The following is a 23,660-nucleotide window of genomic DNA, read 5'->3' as shown; positions in this document are numbered from 1 at the left end:
TTCGACGACGCTCGGAGAACCCACGATGAGCAGCGAATCGACGCCCGACGGCGGGATGCCCGTCGACAGGCCGGCTGGCAATGCAGGCCCGCCGGATGCGGATGACGTTGAATCCGGGGACGGCCCCGGCATCCGCGAGCATCCTCGGTACCACCAGATTTTCCCGGTCCTGGGCGATGCGGAGCTCGACAGGATTCGTCGCTTCGGCACGTTATCGCGCTACGCGAAAGGCGAACTGCTCTACCGCGCCGGCAGCCTCTGCCCCGGCATGTTCGTCTTGTTGTCGGGAAAGATTCGCATAGTCGGCCGCGATGGACTGGGCCACGAACGCCTGATCCACACCTATACGCTGCGCGGAGAATTCACGTCCGACGTGAGTCAGCTCTCGAACAAGCCGGCAGTGGTGGATGCGCACGTCGTCGAAGATGTCGAGGTCTTGCTGGTTCGGCCCGACGGCCTGCGCGCGCTGATGATCGGTGAAGCCGAGCTTGGTGAAAAGATCATGCGGGCGCTGATCTTGAGGCGCGTCTGGGTGATCGAGAGCGGGCAGGGTGTCGTGCTTCTCGGTGAGGCCGGCAACCCGCGACTCCTGGCACTGCAGGGCTTTTTACGCCGCAACGGTTTTCCGAGCACGGTTCTCGACGCGGAGCAGGATGCGGAAGCCATCGCGCTGCTCGAGCACGTGACCCCGCAGGCCGACGACTTCCCGCTTGCTGTCTGTCCGGACGGCACGGTCCTGCGGAACCCCGACGCGGGCCAACTCGCTTCGTGCCTCGGTCTGATTCCCGAATTCGATCCGACCCATATCTACGACGTCGCGATCGTCGGCGCCGGCCCGGCCGGACTCGCGGCGGCCGTCTACGGGGCATCCGAGGGATTGTCGGTCGCGGTATTCGATTGCCGCGCACCGGGCGGCCAGGCCGGCACCAGCTCACGCATCGAAAACTATCTGGGCTTTCCCACCGGCATTACCGGACAGGCGCTCGCGGGCCGCGCCTTCGTCCAGGCGCAGAAGTTCGGCGCGCATATCGGCATTCCGTGCGAGGTGAAGGCGTTGTATTGCGACAGGCAACCGTTCGTCGTCGAGCTCGCCAACGACAAGCGCGTCACCGCGCGCACGGTCGTCATTGCGACGGGCGCCGAATATCGGCGTCCTGTCGTCGACGGTCTCGCGCAGTTCGAGGGATGCGGCGTCTACTACTGGGCCACCCCGCTCGAGGCGAGGCTGTGCCGCAAGGAGCCGGTGCTGCTCGTCGGCGGCGGCAACTCGGCGGGGCAGGCGGCGGTGTTTCTCGCGTCGCACGCCGAACATGTGCACATGTTCATTCGCGGCGCGAGCCTCGAGCACAGCATGTCGCGCTATCTGATCGAGCGGGTCACCTCGCTGCCGAATCTAACGCTGCATACGCGCACCGAGCTGACGTCGCTCGAGGGCGACGCGCGTCTCGAGCGCGTCCACTATCGCGGCGCCGGCGGCATGGAGGCCAGCGTGGCGATCCATCATCTATTCGTCTTCATCGGCGCCGAGCCGAACACCGGCTGGCTCGACACTTGCGGCGTGTCGGTCGATACAAAGGGGTTCGTCATCACGTGCACCGGCGCCGAGGGTTCGCCGTTGATGCCCCTACAGACCAGCGTGGCGGGGATCTTCGCGATCGGCGACGTTCGTTCCGGATCGACGAAGCGGGTCGCATCGGCAGTCGGCGAAGGCGCCGCCGTGGTCTCGCAAATTCACAGTTTCCTGGCCGAAAGGCAGGGCGAGCGCGCCGTTCATTGACGCATCAGTTTCTCGCGACCGTAGAGCATCATCATCACGATGATCACGAGTCCGAACACCACTTGGCGAAAGACATCGGCGGGCAGACGGACGCCGATTTCCGCGAAATAATCCTGCGGCTGCAGCACAGAGAGGATCGATTGCAAGAGCGTGATCAGGATCACGCCGGCGATGGTGCCGAGATAAGTGCCGCGGCCGCCGAGCACGTTCGTGCCGCCGAGCACGATTGCCGCGATCGTAGGCAGCAAATATGGATCGCCCATCGCCTGGTAAGAGCGATTCGCCCAGCCGGCGAGCAGCACGCCGCCGGCCGCGGCGCAGGCGCCGGAGAGCGCGAAGGCGATCAGCGTCACGCGCCGGCTGTCGACGCCGGAGAGAAACACGGCCCGCTCCCGATTGCCGATCGCATAGATCTGCCGGCCGAGCTTCGTGCGCGTCAGCATATAGACCGTGACCGCCCCGACGGCGATCCAGACCAGCAGCGGATTGGGAATGCCGGGAACGAGCTGGCCGCCGGCGAGCTCGATCATCAGGCCGGTGGCGCGATCCTGCGGCGCGAAGCCGCCGGTGTGATAGACCATCAGGCCCTGCGCGACGGCATTCATGCCTAGTGTGAAGATCATCGAAGGCGCGCGCAGATAGGCGACCCCCAGGCCGTTCACGAGGCCGACGACGATACCGCAGAAAATCCCGAACGGGATCGCGAGCGGTACGCCAACGCCGGGGCCGAGAATGCCCGTTGCACCGGTGGCCATCATGCCGCCCATGGCGATCGTCCACGGGATCGAGAGATCGATCTGCCCCATCAGGATCACGATCATCTCCCCGGTTGCGATCGTGCCGAGGAAGGAGGCGACTTGAAGTTGCTGAGCGAGGTATCCGACTGAGAGAAACCCCGGCTTGGCGGCGGCGCCCACCGCGAGCAGCAGCAGGATGCAGCCGAAGGCGATCAGCGTCGCGGCGTCGATCTTGGGCAAGGAGCGAAGCATGTGGCTTCTACCGATAGAGGTCGAGCTTGTTGCGGATGCGCAGCAGGCGCAGCGAGCCGAGGCTGACCGCGAACAGCAGGACGACCCCGACGAACAGCGGCTGCAGCACCGGATTGATGTTGAAGACGATGAGCAGATCGCCCACCGTGCGCATGACGAACGCGCCGAAGACGGAGCCGACCACGCCGCCCGAGCCGCCGAAGAGCGACGTGCCGCCGATCACGAGGGCGGCGATCGAATTGAGCGTGTAGTCGCCGCCGAGCGCGGCTCGCGCCTCGCCCGAATAGGTGATGCAGGTGAGCAGAAGCCCGCCCAGCGCCGCGAAAAGCCCCCCAAGGGTGTAGGCGCAGAGCTTCGCGCGCGCGATCGGAACACCGGACATGTAGGCCGCCTGCTCTGAGGAGCCCACGGCATAGGCTGCGCGTCCGAGCGTGCAATTGCGGTAGGGCATCCAGACGAGGACGAGAGCGGCGAGGATCAACAGCACGGACGAGGGGATGCCGTAGGTCGAGCGCGTCATCAGGTCGGCGAAATCGCCGTTGATGTCGCCGCCCGGCTGCGGACGCAGGGCGAGCGCGACGCCGAAATAAATTGCGCTGGTCGCGAGCGTCGCGATGAGCGGCTGCAGCCGGCCGTAGACGACGATCAATCCATTCAACCCGCCGCAAGCGAGGCCCGCGACCAGCACACCGACGATGCCGAGGGCGGTCGTCGCCGCATCGCCGGTGACGATCGTCGATGCGAGGCAATTGGCGAGCATGAAGATCATGCCGACCGAAAGGTCGAGCCCGCCGGTCAGCACGGGCAACGTCTGAGCCATCGCCACGAGCGCAAGCAGCGCGCCTTTGTTGGCCGCCGTATTGACGACATCGACGGTGAGCCCCATCGGCTGGGCCGCCCCGTAGACGCCGAACATGGCGACGAAGATGGCCGCGGCGGCAAGCGCGCCGCGATGCGCCGCCAACCAGTAGCGCCAGCTTCCCTCGCGCCGCCTGCTCGTCATGATCATTCCTCGCTCGACGCTCATTCGGCTACCTCGCGACGGACGAAGCGGGCCGCCTGGCCGCCGACGTCAGGTTCAGCGCGGCGCCGATCAGATTGTGCTCGGTCAGCTCGGCACCTTCCAGCATCCGCGTGATCGTGCCATCGTAGAAGACGGCCACGCGGTCGCAGCATCCAATCAGTTCATCGTAATCGGTGGAATAGAAAAGGATGGCCGTTCCTTGCTCCGCCAGCCGCCGCAGCAGTTGGTAGATCTCCTGCTTCGTGCCGACGTCGATGCCTCTCGTCGGGTCGTTCAGCAGCACGACGCGCGGCTTAGTCATCAGCCATTTGCCGATCACGACCTTCTGCTGATTGCCGCCTGAAAGCGCGGCCACGGGACCATCGAGCCCGTCCGACTTGATCGCGAGCTGACGCACCAGCGCGTCGATCAACGCGGCTTCGGCTTTGCGGTCGATCCGGCCGAAACGGCTGACCGCGTCGAGCGCGGCGAAGGACAGGTTTTCGCGCACGGTCATCGGCAGCATCAGGCCTTCGTTCTTTCGATCTTCGGGAATCAACGCGAGCCCGAGCTCAGCCGACTTCGCGCGCCGGGGGCTCGTGATCTTCACCGGCTTGCCGGCCACTTCGATCTCGCCGCCAACACCGATCAGTGCGCCGAAGAGCGCCAGCAGGAACTCGCGCTGGCCTTGACCGTCGAGCCCGCCTAACCCGACCACCTCCCCCGGATGAACTTCGAGGGAGACATCGTTCAATTCGCCGGCCCAGGAAAGATGGCGGACAGCAAGCGCCGGCGTTCCTTCGCGCCGGGTCCCGCCGAGCGGCGGAAATGCGCTCGAGTATTCCCGGCCGATCATCATTTCGACGATCGCATCGTCCGAACGCGTTCCGGCCGCGAACGTCTCGATGTAGCGGCCATTGCGGAAAACCGTGCATTCGTCGGCGAGCTCCGCGATCTCGTGCATCCGGTGAGAGATGTAGATGATCGCCATCCCTTCCGCCCTGAGCCGCTTGAGAAGCGCGCAGACCTTCGCCACATCGGCGGCCGTCAGCGCCGACGTCGCTTCGTCGAGGATCAGCACTTTGGGCCGCCGCGCCAGCGCCTTGGCGATTTCGACCATCTGCTGGCGCGATAGAGGCAGGCTGCCGACCGGGGCGGCGGGATGGATGTCCTCCCCGCCGATGATGGCCAGCATCTCTTCAGCTCGCCGCCGCTCGGCCGCTCGATCGATCAGCCCGAACCGGCGCCGCCGGTCGGCGATGCAGATGTTGTCGGCCACGGTCAGATCGGGCAGCAGCGAAAGCTCCTGGAATATGCAGGATATGCCCGCGTCCGCTGCGGCTTTGGGCGTCTCGAAGCTGACCGGCTCGCCGCCGAGAAAGATGCGGCCGCTGTCCGGCCGCACCACGCCGGAGAGGATCTTGATGAACGTGGACTTGCCCGCCCCGTTCTCGCCCAAAAGGGCGTGGATCGAGCCCGCGCGGCAGGAGAATCGCACGTCCTGCAGCGCCCGGACGCCGCCGTAGTGCTTCGATACCCCGTCGACCCGTAGCAGTGAGCCCGGCGTTTGCTCCACCATCGTGTCGCGTCTCCCTCCCGCGCGGCGGCGATCGCCGCCGCTCTCCGGTTCAGTTGTTCGTGCCGCTCTGCGTCGCGATTTCCTCGGCCGAGAAACCGATATTGCAGCTTGGGAAGTTGTTGCCGGCGAAGAAGCTGCCCGGCAGTTTCGGGAAGACGTTCTCGCCCGGCTTGAACGGTGAGTAATCGACCGACGTGGGCAGCGCGATGCTTTGTGGGATTGCGTCGCCCTTAAGCGCGGCAATCGCGGTCTTGATGGCCACGGCGCTTTGCGCCGGGCCCGTGCCGCCGGACTGGCAGGTGAGATCGGCCTTGTCGCAAAGCATGCGGTAAGCGTTCTCCGTCTCGCCGGAGATCGGCGCCTTGAACTTGTTGGCGTCGAGCATCGCCTGCACCGCGCCTTGCGTTCCGCCCTGAACGTAGAGGCCGTCGAACACGCCACCCGCTGCGATCGCGTCGGCGGTCGCCTTCTGCGCATCCCCGGGCGCCCAGTTGCCGATGACGTCGACCACCTTGACCTTGCGGCCCGACTTGTCGAGCACGTCATGAAAGCCCTTGTCCCGGGCGAGGTCCACCGGCTGACCGGACGGGCCGCGGACGTGCAGGAACGTGAGATCGCCCGCCTTCTTGGCTTTTTCCAGCAGAAACTTTGCGGCCATTTCGCCGAGACCGAGCTGGTTCACGTTGACCGAGATCTGGTCCGGGCTGTCGATCACGTTGTCGAACGATACGACGACCACGCCCTTCGCATTCGCCTTGTGGACCACGCTTTTGAAGGCCGCGGCGCTATTGGCGTCGACGATGATCGCGTCGAAGCCCTGATCGATGAAATTGTTGGCGGCGGCGATCTGCGCGGCGACGTCCTGGCCGACCGAGACGACCTTGAATTCCTTGATGTCCTTCTTCACCGCGGGCTGGGCGACATAGGCCTTGGCGACCCGGATCATCTGGACGCGCCAGTCGTTGGCGATGAACCCATTCACGAGCGCGATTCGGTAAGGCCCCGGCTTCGCTGGCCACTGGAAGAATTTCGTGCTGGCCGATTCCGGCTTGAAGCAGCCTGGCTCCGCGCCGGGCCCATTGACTACCTTAGGACCCGCGGAAAAAGCCGGCGTCGATAATGACAATGCCACCGTCATCAGTATTGCAGTTGCCGTGGGATACAGAACTTTCTGCATGCTTCTCATTGATTTTCCCCCATCGACCAGGTGAGTACCGCCTGATCCGAAAACGTTAGATGAGTGGCGAAAGACCTGTCAAGCGGCACCGCAACCCTACCAATTAATGGGACGTCCCTGAAATTGAAAGGTGGCGTGATCGAAAGGTGGCGCCATAGCTCGGCTCGAGGCGTAGCGAGTTCGCCGCTTCGCTAGCCGGACGGACCTCCAGTCGTTTGCTCGCCGGGCAAGTGCAACGTTTTGTGTCGGCGGATCGGCCGGATACACGGAGATACAAACCGCGGCGGCCTTCGCGGTATAAAGCGAGCATCACCATCATTGGAGAGTGTTATGAGCCATACCGATGACGATGCGCCGCTGCACGGATCCTGCCACTGCGGGGCCGTGCAGTTCGAGGTGCGCACCGCGCTACAGCCCGCGACGCGCTGCAACTGCAGCCTCTGCCGACGCCGGGGCGCGCTGATGTCGCCGCCGTTCGAAGCGGACCATCTGACGATTGTCCGCGGCAACGATGCGCTGACGCTCTATCAATTCAACATGCACGTGGCCAAGCACTATTTTTGCCGGCATTGCGGTGTTTATACATTTCATCAGACGCGGATGAACCCGAAGCTCTGGCGCGTCAATGTGGGCTGTCTGGAAGGCGTCGACCCCTATGCGCTCGAAGCTACCGTTGCCGATGGCGCGAGCCTGTCTGTCGCGGAGGACGCATGAAACGCCTCCTTGCGATCGCTGCGTTGCTCGTGGGTGGCCTCGCCGCTGAGCTCGCGCATCCCGTGCAGTGCATGCTGCTCAGCGCCAGTCCCGTGCGCGTCAAGCGGCGCGGCGTATGATCTGCTCATGGACAAAATCGATCATGTGCTCGTCGTCGACGACGATCGCGGTATCCGCGAGCTCGTGGGCGACTATCTCGAGAAAAACGGCATGCGCGTGTCGCTGGCGGCGAACGGTCGCGAGATGCGTCAGGTGCTCGAAGGCGGAGCGCCTGACCTGATCGTGCTCGACTTGATGCTGCCTGGCGAAGACGGGCTTGTCCTTTGCCGCGATCTGCGTGCTGGCAAGCACCGCGCGACGCCCGTATTGATGCTGACGGCGCGCGGCGAAGAGACCGATCGCATCGTGGGGCTCGAGATGGGCGCCGACGATTACCTCGCGAAGCCGTTCGCCGTGCGCGAGCTGCTAGCGCGCGTGCGTGCCGTCTTGCGCCGCACGCGCATGCTGCCGCCGGGCATGCAGGTGACCGAAACGGCGAACATGCTCGCGTTTGGCGATTGGCGGCTCGATACCACCGCACGCCACTTGCTCGATTCGGAAGGAATGATGGTCTCGCTGAGCGGCGCCGAGTATCGTCTGTTGCGCGTCTTTCTCGATCACCCTCAGCGCGTCTTGACGCGCGACCAGCTATTGAATCTGACGCAGGGACGGCAGGCCGACGCGTTCGATCGCTCGATCGACCTGCTCGTCAGCCGGTTGCGCCAGCGGTTGCGCGACGTCGCGCGCGAGCCGCGTTACATCAAGACCCTGCGCAGCGAAGGCTATGTCTTCTCCGCGGCCGTGACGGCCGTGGACGGGCCGGGGCAATGAAGCTTTTCGGCGCCTGGCATTGGCCGCGCACGCTATTCGCGCGACTGGCGCTGATTCTCTCGATCGGACTCGCGCTGGCCCAGGGCATGTCGTTCTGGTTGACGGTGACCGAGCGCGATCAGACCACGACGAGCATGATGGTCAGCTACATCGACAGGGAAGTGACGACCTCAGTCGCCTTGCTCGATCGGATGCGGCCGGATGAAAGGGAGGCGTGGCTGCCGCGGCTCGCGAGACGCACCTACCGTTTCGTGCTCGGCCCGGGCATCGCGGGCAGCACGCCTGACGAGAAGCTTTCGGCGCGAATCGCGCAAGCGATCGAAGAAGGCGTCGGCACCCGATATCCGGTGACCGCCAACGCAGTCCCTGGCGAGCACGATCATCTGCAAGTGCATCTGCGGCTCACGGACGGCACGCCGCTCACGATCGATTTCCACCCCATGTCGAGCCTCCCGCTCTCGGGATGGTTGCCATTCGGGTTGATCCTGCAGCTTGCGGTGCTCCTTGCTTGCTGTTGGCTCGCGGTGCGGGTCGCGACGCGACCCCTCGCGGCGCTTGCGAGCGCGGCCGATGCGCTCGGACCCGAGCTGAAGCCGACCAAGCTGTCGGAGGAAGGGCCTTCGGAGGTGGCGCGCGCGGCTCGGGCGTTCAATGCAATGCAGGAGCGCATCGCGATCTACACGGCCGAGCGGATGCAGATACTGGCGGCTATTTCGCACGATCTACAAACGCCGATCACGCGGATGCGCCTGCGGCTCGACGTCGATGACGATGGGGAGCGGGCGGGCAAGCTTCAGCAGGACCTGCGGGAAATGGAAAACCTCGTGAAGGAGGGCGTGACCTATGCGCGCACGCTCCACGGCACCGGAGAGGAGCCCCGCAAGATCGACCTCGACGCGCTGCTCGAGAGCATCGTCTACGACTATGTGGACGCAGGCGCGCAGGTATCGATGGGCAGCCGCGCCGCGCTTGCGGTGACGGCGCGGCCGCAGGCGTTGCGTCGCATCGTCGGCAACCTTGTCGACAACGCGCTCAAGTTCGGGGGGGGCGCCACCATCGACGTCAGCGCGTTGCCCGATGGGCGTGTCGCCATTTCGGTGCTCGACAGCGGCCCCGGAATACCGGCCGAATCGCTCGAGGCGGTCTTCGAACCGTTCTACCGGCTCGAAACGTCGCGCAACCGCCATACGGGCGGCACCGGCCTCGGACTCGCAATTGCTCGCCAACTCGCACGCGCGATGGATGCGACTTTGAGCCTGGCGAACCGGCCCGAGGGCGGGCTCGCTGCAACGCTGACACTGAAGAGCGCTAGTTGAAGATCGCAAGCTGAAGAAGTGAATTGGACTTGGCTGCTTGCCGTTCGAATGGTTCGACTCGATCGATTCGATCGATTCGGTGGATCGAACTTCAAGCGCGCCGGGTCCGACTTCGAACACCCACGGCGGACAAACGCGGAAAAACACTCTCGCGTGGGAAGAACGAGTCCTACGCTGCCACGACGTTCAGCGTCACTTCGATGTTGCCCCGTGTCGCTTTGGAGTAGGGGCACGTTTCATGGGCGGCGTTGACGAGCGCCTGCGCGGTGTCTCGTGTGACTCCGGGCATGCTCACGTTGAGGCGGGCCTGCAAAGAGTAGGCGTCGCCGGCCTTGCATAAGTCGACCTCGGCATCGACGGCGAGATCAGGCGGCAACGCCACTTTCATTTTCTTGGCCGCGAGCCCTATTGCGCCGATGAAACAAGCCGACCATCCGGCCGCGAACAATTGCTCGGGGTTCGTACCGTTGCCGGCACTGCCGGGAGACGAAAGCGCGATGTCGAGCCGGCCGTCGTCGCTGCGCGATGTGCCGTCACGGCCTCCGGATGTCGTGTGAGTCTTGGCTGTGTAAAGGACAGTCGTGGTCATTGTCATTCCTCGTTGGTTGGGTGTTGAGAAGGTGCTTACTTTTGTGCAAGAAGATTGCGGATTTGCTGCTCGGTCTGGGCGTACTCGCCTTCGCCGTAGTGCGTATAGACCACACGGCCTTCCTTATCGATCAGATAGAAAGCGGGCCAATATTGATTGCTGTACGCGTTCCAGGTCGCGTACTCGTTGTCTTGCGCGACGGGGTATTCGATGCCGAAGCGCTTGATCGCGGTTTTGACGTTATCGGTGCTGCGTTCGAACGGATATTCGGGCGTATGCACGCCCACCACGACAAGGCCCTGATCCTTGTATTTCTGGTACCAGGTCTTGACGTACGGCAGCGTATGAATGCAGTTGATGCAGCTATAAGTCCAGAAATCGACGAGCACGACCTTGCCTCGAAGCTGTTGCTGCGTCAGCGGCGGGCTGTTGATCCAGTTGTCGATGCCGGTGAATTCGGGCGCGGTCTTGCCGTTGCCGGCCTGGCCGGCTGTCGCGGTGCCTCCGGCGGTGGCTACCGCGGCCGCGATCGCGACGGCAACCGCCGCCGCCGCGAGGGCCTTGAATCGAGCGAGCATGTCAAACTCCTTTGAACGAAGGAAAGAACGACGAGATCCAGCCGTAGACGAGCACGTCGTATTGCAGATAGATCGCGAGCGCAGTGAGAATGATCAGTACACCGAACAATTGCTGGAGACGCTCGGCGTGCCGCGCGACGAACCGTACATGACGGAACATGTATTGGCCGCCGTAGATGATCGCGAGCATCGGAATGGCGGCTCCGACGGCATACAGGGTCAGCAACAGCGCGGACCATTCGAGGTTCTGCGCTTTGACGACGAGCACCAGGATCGATGCGAGAACCGGGCCCGCGCACGGTGTCCATACGGCGCCGAGCGACATGCCCAGCACGAAGCCGCCTGCGTTGCCGTTGCCGGCTGACGTGCCTGAGCCGACTTGCAACAAAGGGGCGATGCGTGCGACCAGCCAGTCATACGGGCGAGGCCAGAGGCGCAACAGTCCGAACAATCCCAGCAAAGCGATAGCCGTATCGCGCAGTGCGCTCTGCGCGACGTGAACCGCGCTAGAGACGGCACCGAGCATCAGCGCGACGGACGTGAATGTAACGATGAAGCCCGCGACGATGAGAAGCGGGCGCCCGCGGCTCGGCCTTTCCACCGACGTACCGAGCAGGATCGGCATGACCGGCAGGACACAGGGCGAAGCTACTGTGAAGAGGCCTGCGAGCAGGGCCAGAGGGGGTTCGAGCAGATTGTGCATGATTGGCGCTCCTCGTTTTGCGCATGCTGTATTGGAGCGCCCTTACGTATCTCGCTTGTGTCGCCGACGCCGCTTCGTTGCAATGCTTTGTATCGATACTCGGCTCGGATACATTGCGACACAATCCGGCGTGTGCCCAGGTGTTTGGGGCCGACTTGGTCAATCGAATGATGGACAGGAGGAGTAGCGAAGCGTTGATGAGATGGATGCTTGCGTACCCCGACGGATGAGCCAAATGGCAAAGGCCGGCGACGGAGCGGTCGCTCCGTGCCGGCCTCTAGTATCGAATCCGCGCCGCAACGTTGCGGGCGAGAGCAGGGCGGGCTAGTCGCCCCGCTGTTGCGTCCACGCGGTTATTGCCCGAAGTAAATGGACTTCGTGCCAGTTGCATTGGCCGCATGGCCCGAAGCAGCCGCGCCCGCGCTTACGCCGCCAATGTCGGTCGTACCTGCGACGCCGCCGTTTTGCGCGGCGACGCGCGCTTCGGCAGCCTGGATGTCGGCCGGATAGTACGGATCGTCACCACGGAGCGGCGAGTAGCCGGCCTTCTCGAGTTGCACGAGTTCGGCGCGAACTTGTGCGCGCGTGACCGGTTGATTCGATTGCGCGAATGACGCGACGGGAGCGGCGATGGCGAGCGCGACAGCAACGGCTTTGATGAGCGAGTTCATGATGTAACCTCCTAAGTTCTGTTTCCAGTGAGCTGTGATTCGATATCAGCAGCAGGTGCTTCGCAGTCTAAGCACGCTCGCTTATGAGTTAAATACCTGCTGCGTGAAATCACTGGCTCGCGGCGCAGAACAATCCCGGCCGATGCCGTGCAGGGAGCGCTGGCGTTTCAGCCTTTGCCGTCGTAGCGCTCCGCTTCCTGGCCGCGACCACGCCGATTACTCGACGCGGTTGCTGATGCGGCCCACGAATGTCCAGCCCTTGTCGCGATTCCAAACGTAGGTGTAGCCAGTCGGACCGTCGATGAATACGCTCATGGGCTGGCTTCCGCCCGCGTTCCGATCGCGTCCTTCCGCATCCGCATGTACGGCGCGGGTGGCGGCCGCCCCGGCGTCGGAACCAGCAGGCGCGGAGGAACTCCAACCTCGTCCGGGTCGATAGGCGAGTTGCTCGATGCGCCCAGTGGGAGCTTCGACCCGCAACCTGATCGGCGAATTCGCGGAAGCGTGACGCGCCACCGTCGTCGGAGCCGGATCGTGCCGTTCGACGTCGGCAGCTTCGGCAGCCTGGAACGTCACTGTGACGAGCGCTGCGATGAGCGCCGTCATCCATCGTTTAGCGTTTTCCATCATGGTTCTCTAGTTGAGCCGAAGGCGTGCCGATAAAGGGTTGCGTTGCCAACGCCGCACCGGGCACCGCTCTCGGCGGGATTCATACGACTGCGGAAAGCAGCATCATTGCGCGACCGTATAGCGCGGTGCGGGGACGTTGCTCGTGAGATGCGGCGACATGGTCAAGCGCGCCGCCTCGTAAGCGTCCCATTCTTCCACCGCATGCAGCGACGGGATCGTGACGAGTTCGCGCCGATCGAAGCCGGTCAACGCCGCGTCGACCATCGCTTCAGCCGACATGACGATTTCCTTCGGAAGGTTTTCGAGCGGCAGACCGCCTGTCTGCCAAAAATCGGTGGCCGTGGCGCCCGGCAAAACCGCCTGCACTTGCACGCCTTTGTCGGCGAGTTCGTGGTTCAGCGATTGACTGAAGGCCAGCACGAAGGCCTTGCTGCCGCCGTAGACGCCGTTGAGAACCTCCGGCGCAATCGCGACAATCGATGAGATGTTGATCACGGCGCCCTTGCCGCGCGCCACGAAGCCAGGTACCGCGGCATAAGTGAGACGCGTGAGTGCCGTCACGTTCAGATCGATCATCTTCGTCATCGCTTCGACGTCGCTCTCGAGCAGTGGAGTGTGCGTGCCCACGCCGGCGTTGTTGACCAGCAGCGTAATGCTCGCGTCCTGCCTGAGTTTCGCTTCGACGGCGGAGAGGTCGTTCCGGTCGCTCAGGTCTGCATCGACGATCTCGACGCTTTGGCGCGTCTCGTCGCCGATGCGCGCGGCGAGCGCGGCGAGACGGTCGCGGTTGCGCGCGACGAGAATGAGGTCGTAGCCGCGGCGGGCCAGCTGGTTCGCGTAGACCGCGCCGATGCCCGACGATGCGCCAGTGATGACGGCTGTGCCTTGATGTGCTTGCTTCATGTCGTTTCTCCGATTAGAACGTTGCAAGGAATTGCGTGAGGACACTTTGACGCGGTTTGACTGTGGCGTAAATGACGTATAAGGTATTGATTCAAGACACAGGGGCGGGAGAACGGACATGCATCGGATTGGCTTTCTTCTGAGCGACGGCTTCCAGGTCATGGCGCTCGCCACACAGGCCGTTTTTGAGTGCGCGAATGTGGCGACGGGCGATCCGTTCTACGAGCTCGACAATTTTTCGGTCGACGGAGGCGACGTGCGCTCGTCATTGGGCATGGTTGTCGGCACCCGGTCGGTGCGTGAGCGCCGCGAAGTTCATACGTGGATCGTGGCGGGCGTCATCGATCCGACCACTTCATCCGCGCCGGCCGAGGTCCTCTCATTCCTGCGCAAAGCGGGCCAGCGCGCGCGGCGCATCGCGGGCATTTGCACGGGCGGATTCGTGCTGGCCGAAGCCGGGTTGCTCGCCGGGCGGCGCGCAACGATGCACTGGGCTTTCGCGCGAGAAATGCAGAAGCGCTTTCCTGACATTCGCGTCGAAGACGATCGCATTTATATCGTGGACGGTTCCGTCTGGACGTCTGCCGGGATGACCGCGGGCCTCGACCTGGCGCTCGCGATGGTGGAGAAGGATCTCGGTGCGGATGTCGCGCGATCCGTCGCCCACAAGCTGGTCATGCATCAGAGGCGGTCGGGCGGGCAGTCGCAGCACTCTGAAATGCTGGATCTCGCGCCGAAGTCCGATCGTATCCAGAGCGCGTTGGACTATGCGCGCAAGAACCTGAGCCGAACATTGACCGTCGAGGAATTGGCCGAGGCTGTCCACTTGAGCCCGCGTCAATTCAGCCGCGTGTTTACGCTCGAAACGGGCAAATCGCCGGCCAAGGCGATCGAAGGACTACGCCTCGAAGCGGCGCGCCTGATGATCGAGCAAAGCCGGCATCCGCTGGATACGATCGCGAAGGAAACGGGTTTCCGCGATCGCCGACATATGCGGGAGGCGTTTATGCGCGGCTTTGGTTTGCCGCCGCAGGCTGTGCGACGCGATGCGCGCGTCGAGACCGCTTCGGGCGGTGGTGGTTGAGAAGCCACGACCTGTGCCGTGGTCTGGCGTAGCGAAGAGTACGGAGGTGGAGCGGCGTGACGTATCGAGTGAGATCTGATCAGCGTCGAGCGCAGCAGATGATTCGGCGTAGCAACGCCCCCAGCGCGGGCCCGCGCGGCGGGCCGTGATCGACGTCAGTTGGCAAAGGGCGGTACTATTCCAGTTCTTGGAGGACGGTTACGGGACGTAGCATGGGTTTTGAGCAACTGGCAGTTCTTAAGCAACAGCTGAAAAAAGCGGCAAAGGAAGAGCGGGAAGCGAAACAGCAGGCGGCCAAGCCGAAGTCTGTTCGGCCCCCACGGCCCGCCGCCGCGCCGAAGGCGAACGCCCGGGCGGCCGCGAAGACGGAGCCGGTCGATCCGGTTCTGCGCACGATCGGCAAGCTGCAGAAGCGCTTTCCGGCGGCTTTCCCCAAGAAGCCGGCGCCCAAGGTGCCGCTGAAGATCGGGATTCTGGCGGACCTTCTAGCCCACGCGGAAGAGCTCAAGCTCAAGGAAGACGAAATCCGCCTCGCGGTCAGCACCTGGTGCCGCGGCAGCCGTTACTGGGCATGCCTGGTCGACGGAGCGGCCCGCGTCGACCTGACTGGCGCGGCGGCGGGCTCGGTCACCGCGCGCGACGCGGCGTTCGCGCGCAGGCAGGCGCACGGCGCCCATGCTTCGCGTCGGCAAGCCAAAGAAGGGGCAGCCGAGCCGGCCAATGCGGCGGCTGAGCAACCGTCGGCGGAACAACCGTCGGCTGAACAACCGTCGGCGGCAGACCCGTCTATCGACCAAGCCGCGTCGGATCGAGCCGCCTGACATTTTCGCCAGCGTCACCGTCATTCCGCCTCGAGCCAAGTATGTCCGGAGGAACGGGCCATGCGGGTGTTCGATCGTCTGGTGCTTTTTTCCGAAGTGCACGGCACTGTGCTGATGGACGGCGAGCCGGTGAAAGGCGCCGAGCTGGTTCAGAAAGTCATCTGGTCCGAAAACGAGAATGAAATCCCGCCGCAAAGCTGTCTGACCGACGCAAGCGGCGCTTTCTGGTTCCCTGCTATTGAGCGCAGGGCAGGGCTGCACAGGCTCGTTCCATCGCAGCCGGTGATGCTTCAGAGAATCGTCATCCGTTACCAAGGCGTCGAATATATCGGTTGGCGGCACGGCAAGACCGGCTGGGATGCGAATACCGAACTGGACGGCCGGCCGATCAAGCTCGTATGTGAGCTCAATCGAGAGCCTGGCCACGAAGGAACGCATTATGGAATCTGCGAGGCCCGTTGACATCTGCTGACGGCTTGGCTGATGTGCGATGGCGCCAATCGAAAAAGGGGCTTTTTTCTCTTTCTTGTTGGCATTCCTCGTGGTTCTGACGCCGCTGATCGCGAGTTGCGAAGTATCGCGATGCCGGCTTGCGCTATAATCTGCCCCGTCGTGGGGGAGTAGTCTGCTTCACCAGCGTGGTGAAGCGTCATCATCAACATAATTGGCGCGCCTGTGCCATGGTGATGACGGCCGTTTCTCGGCTTGGCGAGACCTGTGACGTTATCCCTTCTTACCCGGGCCGGGCGAAGGCGAGACGTCATTGGGTTCTCTTGTCCCGGCCCGTGGAACATCACCGAGATGCGCCTGCTTTCCCAACTCCGCGCCACGGGGCGACTGTCATGATCTGGACTGTCGCACTGCTCATCGCCTCCGCCGCAATCATCTACCTTTCCTGCGAGACATTCGTCAACGGTGTCGAATGGCTCGGCCAGAAACTGCGCGTGAGTCAAACGGCCACCGGCACCATTCTTGCCGCATTCGGCACTGCGTTGCCCGAGAGCGTCGTTACACTCGTTGCGGTTGCGTTTGGCGGTACGGCCGCGCAGAAGGAGATCGGTGTCGGCGCCGCGATCGGCGGACCGCTCGCCCTGAGCACCGTCGCCTATGCCGTCGTGGGCATCACGCTTCTCGCAACGGCGCGCCGTATCGGTCGGGACAAGGCACACGTCGAGGCGGACACGCGCCGACTGCGGCGCGATCAATTGTGGTTTCTCGCGATCTTCGTCTTCAAGATCGCGCTGGGCTTGGTGGTGTTCTCCTTCAAGCCCGTGCTGGGTATCGCGTTTCTGTTGGCGTACGCCGTTTATTGCTGGAAAGAACTCACGGCGACCGACGATATCGACGGGCTCGATGAGTTGGAACCGCTTAAATTGCGTCCGCATGATTCAAGTCCGGCGATGTTCTGGATCGCCGTGCAGACGCTCGGTGCGCTGGCCGTGATCTTTCTGGCGTCGCGGCTGTTCGTGCGGCAAATCGAAGTGATCGGACCTTGGCTAGGTCTTGCGCCGCAACTCACCGCGCTGCTGCTCAGCCCAATCGCGACCGAATTGCCCGAAATCATGAACGCGGTAATCTGGGTGCGGCAGCGTAAGGAACGTCTTGCTCTCGCCAACATCAGCGGCGCAATGATGATTCAAGCGACTGTGCCCACTGCGTTCGGTCTCTTCTTCACGAGTTGGCATCTCGCCACGCAGTCGATCATCGCCGCGGGCGTCACGGCGGTTGCCATCGTTTTCTTGCAACGAGCCTTCAAGGCGCCGCAGGTGCATAGCCGGGAGTTGGTCCGCGTCGGTTGGCTGTACGCGGTATTCGCGGCGCTTTTGCTCGTATTTTGATCGTCAGCGTTCGAGCGTAAGCTTGCAACGGGCAAGACGCGGCATCAATATATGCCGTCATCTATTGCGTGCGCGATTCACGTGTCGCTCCAATGCTCGTTGCAACCGTTCTTCCACCGGGACTAAGCGCGACGTTCGCATGCGTGCTGCTGGTGGCATTGTCCATCGGCGGAATCCCGAGCGCGCGAGCCCAGGCGGACGATGCGGCGCCGATGACGATCGAGTCCGACGTTCATCGATTTGTCGTCCAGCACAATGGCACGCTCGAGGAGTACGACGACACGACATTGCGCGCCAACACCGCAACCGGCGTCGATGCGATTGCGCAGCACTATGTCTGGTTCGATAAGGACACCGAAAGATTGACGTTGGTGGCGGCCGAATCGATCGATCCCGATGGCAATCGGCATCCGGTGGGGCCCGACGCAATTCGCGACGTGCAGGAACCGCGCGCGGCCGGCGCGCCGATGTTCGAGGACGGTATCCTGCGCACCGTGATCTTTCCCGGCGTGGAGCCCGGGTGGCGCATTCACGTCGCGTTTCGCAAGTCGCGCTTCAAGGCGATAGAGCCGGGCACGTTCGCCTACTTCGTCGAGCCTGAGCGCGTTCCCGTCGAGAATCAGCAACTCGTCTTCGATCTGCCGGCTGACATGCCGCTTTATGCCGACGCTCGCGGGTACGCGGCGAAGCCGCCTGTGACCGAGGGCGGGCGGACACGATACGAGTTCGATTACCGTCACGGCCCCTATGCGCCGATCGAGCACGGCGCGGTAGGGTATGCGCAGTATGGCGATCGGCTGATGGTCACCACGACGCCGAGCTTCGCCGCTTTCGCGGAGCGTTACGAGGAGGGGGCCGTCGATCCGACCGCGAACGATCCAGCGATCGTTGCCTTCGCGCACGCACTGACGGCCAATGCGCCCGATGCCTGGTCGAAAGCGCGCGCGCTCTACGACTGGATGCGCGCAAACATCCGCTATGTGGCCCTGTTCGTCGGCGAAGCGGCGACGCGGCCGCACCATGTCGCCGACATCCTGCGCAACCGCTATGGCGACTGCAAGGACCATGTCGCGCTCTATGGCGCACTGCTCGCGGCCGTCGGCATACGCAGCGAGCCTGCGCTGATCGCACTCGGGCCCGTCTACACGTTACCCTCGGTGCCCGGTTACGGAGCGGGCGCGATCAATCACGCGATCGTATGGATTCCCGAGCTTGGGCGCTTCGCCGATACCACCGCGGGCGGCATCGCGTTCGGCGATCTGCCGTCGAGCCTCATGGATAGGCCGGCGCTGCTCGTCGACGAAGGCGTGCTCGTACGTACGCCGGCGACGCAACAACGCTCGCGCGATGCGCGCGTGCAGATCGGCATTGACTCGAGCGGCACGGGGCGCTACGCCTATCATGTCGAGGACAGCGGTTTCACCGCCGAACTCGAGCGCAACGCCTTCCGGCGCGCGACGCGCGAGCGCGTGCAGCAGATCGCCTATGAGCGGTTGCAGAAAGCGGGTCTACGCGGCACGGCGACGCTGTCCACCGACGACGTATCGGCGACGGCCGGCCCGTTTGCGGTCACGATGACGGGCACGATCGAGCATATCGTCTGGCCCGACGGCATGACGGGCGTGCCGGCGCTCTCGAGCCTGGCGGGCGGGATCGAGACACAGGTCGAGGACTGGCTCGCGGTGCCGCGGCGAACTCGACCTTATGTCTGCATCGGCGGCACGTTCGAAGAGGAAGGGCAGATCGATCTGCCGCCGAACGTCAAGACGATCTATGTCCCCGAAGCACTTTCGATAAGCGCGGGCGGCTTGACCTATGCGTCCGATTACATTTTCGATCCTCAGACACGCGTCGTTCAAGTGACGCGCTGGCTGAAGGCCGATTTCGGCAAACAGGTTTGCACGCCGGATGAATTTGCGCAGATGCGCGTCGCGCTCGAACGAATCGAGCGAGACGCCATGGCGCAGGTCATCGTGCAAGGCAGTGGCCAATAGCGATCGCGTACATGCACGATCGAACGTATCGATCACCGTGCGATTTTAAAGAGTGCGGGAATAATCGGTTCCCGGCAGGTCAACGCCGAAGCGCTCTTCGCCGTGATGTATTAAGCTGCTCGGGGGTTTCGAACACCGCGACGACGCCCACATTGAGCTCATCGACAGGATTCATGTTCGCGGTCAAGAGGCATTTGATGATCAGTGACGGTTCTTCGCAAAGCGGCGCCCCCGCGAACCCAGGCCAAATCGGTACGAATGGCGGCGCGGGTCGTGCCGCCGCGGGAGACGAGCAGTCTCCGTTCAGCAGTCTGCGTTTCCACCAGATCTTTCCGACGCTGACCGATGCGGAGATCGATCGGATGCATCGTTTTGGTGCGCTCTGCTGCTACGCGGCGGGCGACATGCTTTATAGCACGGGCAGCTCGAGTCCTGGCATGTTCGTCCTCTTGTCGGGCAAGGTTCGTTACATCGCGCGCGACGGCCTCGGTCGTCAACGCTTGATTCGCGAGGATGTTCTGCGCGGCGAATTCACGGCCGATATCGGCATGCTGTCCGGCAAGCCAGCCCTCGTCGATGCTGAAGTCATCGAGCAGGTCGAAGCGCTCGTAATCCCGCCGGACAGGCTGCGCGCGCTGATGATCGCGGAGGCCGAGCTCGGCGAAAAGATCATGCGCGCGCTCATTTTGAGGCGTGTCGCGGCGATCGAGCGCGGGCAGGGGGCGGTGCTCGTGGGCTCGCCCGATGGGCCCCGCCTGCTCGCGCTGCAGCACTTTCTGCGGCGCAACGCGTATCCGCACATGGCGCTCGACGTCGGCGATGCCGATGCGATTGCCTTGCTCGAGCGCTTGACGCCGCAGTGCGATGACATGCCGCTCGTCGTATGTCCGGATGGCACCGTGTTGCGCAATCCCGACGAGGGGCAGCTCGCGTCTTGTTTAGGACTCCTGCCGGAGTTCGATCGCGCCCACCTATACGACGTCGCGATCGTCGGCGCGGGACCGGCTGGTCTGGCGGCGGCCGTGTATGCCGCGTCCGAGGGCCTGTCGGTGGCCGCTTTCGACTGCCGCGCGCCAGGCGGTCAGGCGGGTTTGAGCGCCCGCATCGAGAACTTCCTGGGTTTTCCGACGGGGATCTCCGGGCAGGCGCTGGCCGGGAGGGCGTTCGTTCAAGCTCAAAAATTCGGTGCGCACATTGCCATTCCGGTAGAGGTGAAGGCCCTGCATTGCGGAGAGTATCCGCTCGAGGTGGAGTTGACGGGTTCACGCCGTGTCACGGCGCGCACCGTCATCATCGCGAGCGGTGCGGAGTATCGGCGTCCGGCCGTGGATAGCCTCGGGCGCTTCGAAGGTCGCGGCATCTACTACTGGGCGACGCCGATCGAGGCGCGACTATGTCGCAACGAATCGGTGCTGCTGGTCGGCGGCGGCAACTCCGCGGGGCAGGCGGTGGTGTTTCTTGCTTCGCACGCCGCTCATGTCCATTTACTCGTCCGCGGCCCGGATCTCGAACAGAGCATGTCCCGGTATCTGATCGATCGCATTCAATCGCTGCCGAACGTCACGATCCATACGAATTGCGAAGTTGCCGCGCTCGAAGGCGAGGAGCGGCTCGAGCTCGTCCGTTATCGCCGGCGCGACGGTGCGCTCGAAAGCATCGCGACTCATCATCTGTTCCTCTTCATCGGCGCCGAGCCTAATACGAGCTGGCTCCGCACTTGCGGTGTATCGGTGGACAAGAAAGGCTTTGTATTGACAGGCGCTGACCTGGGGGCGGAAGACAGCCCGAGCGCCTCGCGGCTGCCGCTCCAGACCAGCGTCGCGGGCGTGTTCGCGATCGGCGATGTCCGGTCGGGTTCGACGAAGCGCGTTGCGGCGGCCGTAGGGGAAGGGGCCGCCGTGGTCGCGCAGATTCACCAGTTTTTGACCGCGCAGTCCGAAGCAACCGGTGCGTCGGCAGTCGCCGCCAACGTTCGGTAACGCGTGACGCGATGTAGTTCACAGCGGCTTTCGTTACGGCAGTCACGACATCTGTATTCGTCGTGGCTCGATCATCGGTGAAACGCAAACGGCGCGGATAGGAGCCAGCGGGCATAACTGCCATTCCCATGGGGCATGGTCTCAAAGGGCAAGATCCGAGAGCTGTAGGTCAGCGTCTGTGAGAGGGCAGGGTCACATCGGCGTGCGAACGAAAGCTGATCTGCTAGTATCTGACTGGTCAGTCGCATTGCGATACCGATAGGAGCCGACACGTGCGCCATTACACGAAAGCAACCTTCAATGTGACCGAAAGCGTTGGCTTCCAACTCGTCAGGGCGCGAAATCTCATCATCGCCGAGATGGACGGCGCGCTTAAGGAATTCGATATTTCAAGCCAACAGATGGGTATCTTGCTGGTGCTCAGGCGGAAGCTGGCAACGACACCTTTCGAGATGTCGAAGATGCTCGGAATGGACACGGGCCTGATGACGCGGATGCTCGACAAGCTCGAAGCGAAAGGGCTCCTCGTTCGTTCACGAGATCAGCAAGACCGGCGTGTCGTCAACCTATCACTCACGAAGGATGGGACGGCCGTCGCCGACCAGGTGCCGGAGGTTGCCGTGGAAGTGCTGAACGCCCGCCTGAAGGCTTTCACGAAGGACGAGGTCGCCGAGTTGCGCAGGCTGCTGCACAAGTTTGCCGGCGACTGACCGGACACCGCGGGTCATCACCAGACCATCCCCGGTCTCATCGAATAGGACGGATTGTTCATCCCACCGAAACTGTGAGTTATCAACGCGCCGTTGACTATATCTGACAGGTCAACTATTGTGCGTGCACAGATTGGAGAGAGAACATGTCCGGCACGATTTTTTTACGCAGATATCTGACAAGTCGGAAAAATGACGCTCAACCGAACCCCAGGCGGCGCGTTTCAGCCGTACTGAGCATCGGTATGTCAGTGATATTCGCCGCAGTGCTATCGGCGTGCGCGAACTATGCGGGCATCCATAGCGATGCGAAAACTGCCGAGCCGCAACAGTACGCCACGCAGCAAAGCATTTCCGCTGACGGGGGCCGTTGGCCTGCGGCCGACTGGGCTGACCAGTTCGGCGATGCGCAACTGAAGGCGCTGATCGTCGAAGCGTTGAAGGATAGCCCGACGCTCGATCAGGCGCGTGCCCGCGTAGCGGCTGCTGCTGCTTACAGCGAAACGGCGAATGCCAACACGATGCCGCGCGTCGATGCCAGCTACTCGCTCACGCGCCAGCAATTCTCGAGCACGGCGCTCGTGCCGCCGCCCTACGGCGGCTCCTGGCAGACCGAAAACAAGGGGCTGCTCAGCGCTTCGTACGATCTCGACTTGTGGGGCAAGAATCGTGAGGCGCTGAGGGCGGCTATCTCTCAGCTTCAGGCGAGCGAGGCCGACGCGCAAGTCGTCAAACTGACGCTGACGACATCCATTGCTCGGACATACAACCAGCTCGCACGCCTCTACGCGCTGCGCGACATCGCGCAGCGGGAAGTCGCCAGACGGGAGCAGATCGAGCGCATCACCGCAGGGCGGATTGCGACGGGGCTGGATACCGAAGTCGAGCGCAAGACCGCGCAGGCCAATCTGGCGACGAGCCGCGCCGCGCTGACAGCGCTCGATGGGCAAATCGTGACGACGCGCTATCAGATCGCCGCGCTGCTCGGCGCCGGTCCCGATCGCGGCTTGCAGCTTGCCCAGCCGACACTGGGCCCGGGCGACGACGTTCGCCTGCCGGACAATCTGCCGGCCGATCTCGTGAGCCGCCGCCCCGATATCGTTGCGTCGCGCTGGCGCGTCGACGCGATGACGCACGACGTGAAGGAGGCGAAGGCCGAGTTCTATCCGGACATCAACCTGAGCGCCGCAATCGGCCTCGACGCATTCGGCTTCGGCCGATTCCTGACGGCGGCGAGCCGGACAGCTTCCGTCGGCCCGGCGGTCCATTTGCCGATCTTCGATGCGGGCGAACTGCGGGCCAACCTGAAGGGCCGCTATGCCGACTTCGACTATGCCGTCGCGACGTATAACCAGACGCTCGTGACTGCGCTGAGCGAAGTCGCCACGCAACTCGCCGGCGTTCGTTCGACAGAGGCTCAACTCGTCGATGCGCAGGCGGCGCAGGACGCCGCGCGCAAAGCCGACGAACTCGCGCTGATCCAATACAACGCGGGCCTCACAAATCAACTGACAGTATTGAACGCGGACGTCAACGCGCTATTGGCTGATCAGGCGGTCGCCAATCTCCGTATGGATCGCCGCGACAAACAAATCGCGCTGGCTTCCGCGCTCGGCGGTGGGTTTGTCGATACGTCCAACTCGGGAAAAGACGCGCGGCCCTATCCGGCGGCGGCATTGCCTGACGGCCGCGCTCCCTCGATGCGACCGGCTGTTGCTGCCCCACGTTGAACGGC

Annotated in this window: 23 protein-coding genes and 1 riboswitch; of the genes, 13 read left to right on the top strand and 10 right to left on the bottom strand. The window is 63.5% G+C overall.

Going from position 1 to position 23,660, the window contains the following annotated elements; genetic code table 11:
• Window positions 1-25: 25 nt before the first annotated feature.
• A complete protein-coding gene (locus B0G57_RS00715; RefSeq protein WP_018438637.1) occupies window positions 26-1,777 on the top strand; it encodes an FAD-dependent oxidoreductase in 1,752 nt (583 codons plus the stop codon).
• Here the strand turns inward: B0G57_RS00715 and B0G57_RS00710 are convergent.
• The 4 genes from B0G57_RS00710 to B0G57_RS00695 are packed head-to-tail and all read right to left on the bottom strand — an operon-like array spanning window position 1,771 to window position 6,525.
• Window positions 1,771-2,766: an ABC transporter permease gene (locus B0G57_RS00710; RefSeq protein WP_018438636.1), complete on the bottom strand. Its 996-nt coding sequence runs from the start codon at window positions 2,764-2,766 to the stop codon at window positions 1,771-1,773. The genes B0G57_RS00715 and B0G57_RS00710 overlap by 7 nt on opposite strands.
• Before the next feature lie 7 nt (window positions 2,767-2,773).
• On the bottom strand, window positions 2,774-3,793 hold the full coding sequence (locus tag B0G57_RS00705) for an ABC transporter permease (protein WP_018438635.1): 1,020 nt from the start codon (window positions 3,791-3,793) through the stop codon (window positions 2,774-2,776).
• A gap of 4 nt (window positions 3,794-3,797) precedes the next feature.
• Entirely contained in the window at window positions 3,798-5,348 is a 1,551-nt protein-coding gene (locus B0G57_RS00700; protein ID WP_018438634.1) for a sugar ABC transporter ATP-binding protein, read from the bottom strand.
• Window positions 5,349-5,397: 49 nt separating this feature from the next.
• Window positions 5,398-6,525: a substrate-binding domain-containing protein gene (locus B0G57_RS00695; protein ID WP_018438633.1), complete on the bottom strand. Its 1,128-nt coding sequence runs from the start codon at window positions 6,523-6,525 to the stop codon at window positions 5,398-5,400.
• A 330-nt stretch (window positions 6,526-6,855) separates the two neighbouring features.
• Here B0G57_RS00695 and B0G57_RS00690 point away from each other — a divergent pair, with 330 nt between their 5' ends.
• Genes B0G57_RS00690 through B0G57_RS00680 form a run of 4 tightly spaced genes read left to right on the top strand, consistent with a single transcriptional unit; the run spans window position 6,856 to window position 9,425 of the window.
• Window positions 6,856-7,239 carry a GFA family protein gene (locus B0G57_RS00690; protein ID WP_018438632.1) on the top strand — a complete coding sequence of 128 codons (384 nt, stop codon included), beginning with the start codon at window positions 6,856-6,858 and terminating at the stop codon, window positions 7,237-7,239.
• On the top strand, window positions 7,236-7,358 hold the full coding sequence (locus B0G57_RS32075) for a hypothetical protein (RefSeq protein WP_018438631.1): 123 nt from the start codon (window positions 7,236-7,238) through the stop codon (window positions 7,356-7,358). Before B0G57_RS00690 ends, B0G57_RS32075 begins: the two co-directional genes overlap by 4 nt.
• 7 nt (window positions 7,359-7,365) lie before the next feature.
• The gene (locus B0G57_RS00685) at window positions 7,366-8,109 is read left to right on the top strand and encodes a response regulator (protein ID WP_018438630.1); all 744 of its coding nucleotides are present in this window, start codon (window positions 7,366-7,368) and stop codon (window positions 8,107-8,109) included.
• Window positions 8,106-9,425 carry a sensor histidine kinase gene (locus B0G57_RS00680; protein WP_018438629.1) on the top strand — a complete coding sequence of 440 codons (1,320 nt, stop codon included), beginning with the start codon at window positions 8,106-8,108 and terminating at the stop codon, window positions 9,423-9,425. Before B0G57_RS00685 ends, B0G57_RS00680 begins: the two co-directional genes overlap by 4 nt.
• Before the next feature lie 169 nt (window positions 9,426-9,594).
• Here the strand turns inward: B0G57_RS00680 and B0G57_RS00675 are convergent, their stop codons facing one another.
• The 6 genes from B0G57_RS00675 to B0G57_RS00645 all read right to left on the bottom strand — a co-directional run bounded on the left by B0G57_RS00675 (window position 9,595) and on the right by B0G57_RS00645 (window position 13,499).
• Window positions 9,595-10,020, bottom strand: a complete 426-nt coding sequence (locus B0G57_RS00675) for an organic hydroperoxide resistance protein (RefSeq protein ID WP_018438628.1) — start codon at window positions 10,018-10,020, stop codon at window positions 9,595-9,597.
• Window positions 10,021-10,049: 29 nt separating this feature from the next.
• Window positions 10,050-10,592, bottom strand: coding sequence for a thioredoxin family protein (locus tag B0G57_RS00670; RefSeq protein WP_102606759.1), 543 nt, complete (start codon window positions 10,590-10,592; stop codon window positions 10,050-10,052).
• 1 nt (window position 10,593) lies between these two features.
• Window positions 10,594-11,295: a cytochrome c biogenesis CcdA family protein gene (locus tag B0G57_RS00665; RefSeq protein WP_020565964.1), complete on the bottom strand. Its 702-nt coding sequence runs from the start codon at window positions 11,293-11,295 to the stop codon at window positions 10,594-10,596.
• Between the two features lie 353 nt (window positions 11,296-11,648).
• Window positions 11,649-11,966: a DUF4148 domain-containing protein gene (locus B0G57_RS00655; RefSeq protein ID WP_018438624.1), complete on the bottom strand. Its 318-nt coding sequence runs from the start codon at window positions 11,964-11,966 to the stop codon at window positions 11,649-11,651.
• Between the two features lie 216 nt (window positions 11,967-12,182).
• Window positions 12,183-12,596: a hypothetical protein gene (locus tag B0G57_RS00650; protein WP_146013331.1), complete on the bottom strand. Its 414-nt coding sequence runs from the start codon at window positions 12,594-12,596 to the stop codon at window positions 12,183-12,185.
• Between the two features lie 102 nt (window positions 12,597-12,698).
• Entirely contained in the window at window positions 12,699-13,499 is an 801-nt protein-coding gene (locus B0G57_RS00645) for an SDR family NAD(P)-dependent oxidoreductase (RefSeq protein WP_018438622.1), read from the bottom strand.
• A gap of 118 nt (window positions 13,500-13,617) precedes the next feature.
• On the opposite strand from B0G57_RS00645, the gene B0G57_RS00640 reads away from it, so the two are divergent.
• From B0G57_RS00640 to B0G57_RS00605, 8 genes are all read left to right on the top strand, one after another.
• The gene (locus tag B0G57_RS00640) at window positions 13,618-14,583 is read left to right on the top strand and encodes a GlxA family transcriptional regulator (RefSeq protein WP_018438621.1); all 966 of its coding nucleotides are present in this window, start codon (window positions 13,618-13,620) and stop codon (window positions 14,581-14,583) included.
• 212 nt (window positions 14,584-14,795) lie between these two features.
• The gene (locus B0G57_RS00635; RefSeq protein ID WP_018438620.1) at window positions 14,796-15,404 is read left to right on the top strand and encodes a ProQ/FinO family protein; all 609 of its coding nucleotides are present in this window, start codon (window positions 14,796-14,798) and stop codon (window positions 15,402-15,404) included.
• Window positions 15,405-15,464: 60 nt separating this feature from the next.
• Window positions 15,465-15,866, top strand: coding sequence for a DUF6795 domain-containing protein (locus B0G57_RS00630; RefSeq protein ID WP_018438619.1), 402 nt, complete (start codon window positions 15,465-15,467; stop codon window positions 15,864-15,866).
• 141 nt (window positions 15,867-16,007) lie between these two features.
• A riboswitch (yybP-ykoY riboswitch) is annotated at window positions 16,008-16,191 on the top strand.
• Between the two features lie 55 nt (window positions 16,192-16,246).
• Window positions 16,247-17,242 carry a sodium:calcium antiporter gene (locus B0G57_RS00625; RefSeq protein ID WP_018438618.1) on the top strand — a complete coding sequence of 332 codons (996 nt, stop codon included), beginning with the start codon at window positions 16,247-16,249 and terminating at the stop codon, window positions 17,240-17,242.
• Window positions 17,243-17,334: 92 nt separating this feature from the next.
• Window positions 17,335-19,236 (top strand): DUF3857 domain-containing transglutaminase family protein, encoded by a 1,902-nt coding sequence (locus tag B0G57_RS00620; protein ID WP_018438617.1) that lies wholly within the window; start codon window positions 17,335-17,337, stop codon window positions 19,234-19,236.
• 173 nt (window positions 19,237-19,409) lie between these two features.
• Complete coding sequence (locus B0G57_RS00615) at window positions 19,410-21,215, top strand: FAD-dependent oxidoreductase (protein ID WP_018438616.1); 1,806 nt, start codon at window positions 19,410-19,412, stop codon at window positions 21,213-21,215.
• A 272-nt stretch (window positions 21,216-21,487) separates the two neighbouring features.
• Complete coding sequence (locus tag B0G57_RS00610; RefSeq protein WP_018438615.1) at window positions 21,488-21,925, top strand: MarR family winged helix-turn-helix transcriptional regulator; 438 nt, start codon at window positions 21,488-21,490, stop codon at window positions 21,923-21,925.
• A gap of 245 nt (window positions 21,926-22,170) precedes the next feature.
• Window positions 22,171-23,655, top strand: coding sequence for an efflux transporter outer membrane subunit (locus tag B0G57_RS00605; RefSeq protein WP_018438614.1), 1,485 nt, complete (start codon window positions 22,171-22,173; stop codon window positions 23,653-23,655).
• Window positions 23,656-23,660 lie beyond the last annotated feature (5 nt).

This window comes from Trinickia symbiotica (assembly GCF_002934455.1).
Lineage (GTDB): Bacteria > Pseudomonadota > Gammaproteobacteria > Burkholderiales > Burkholderiaceae > Trinickia > Trinickia symbiotica.
Note: the sequence above shows the minus strand (reverse complement) of the source record. Positions and strands in the feature narration are given on the sequence as shown.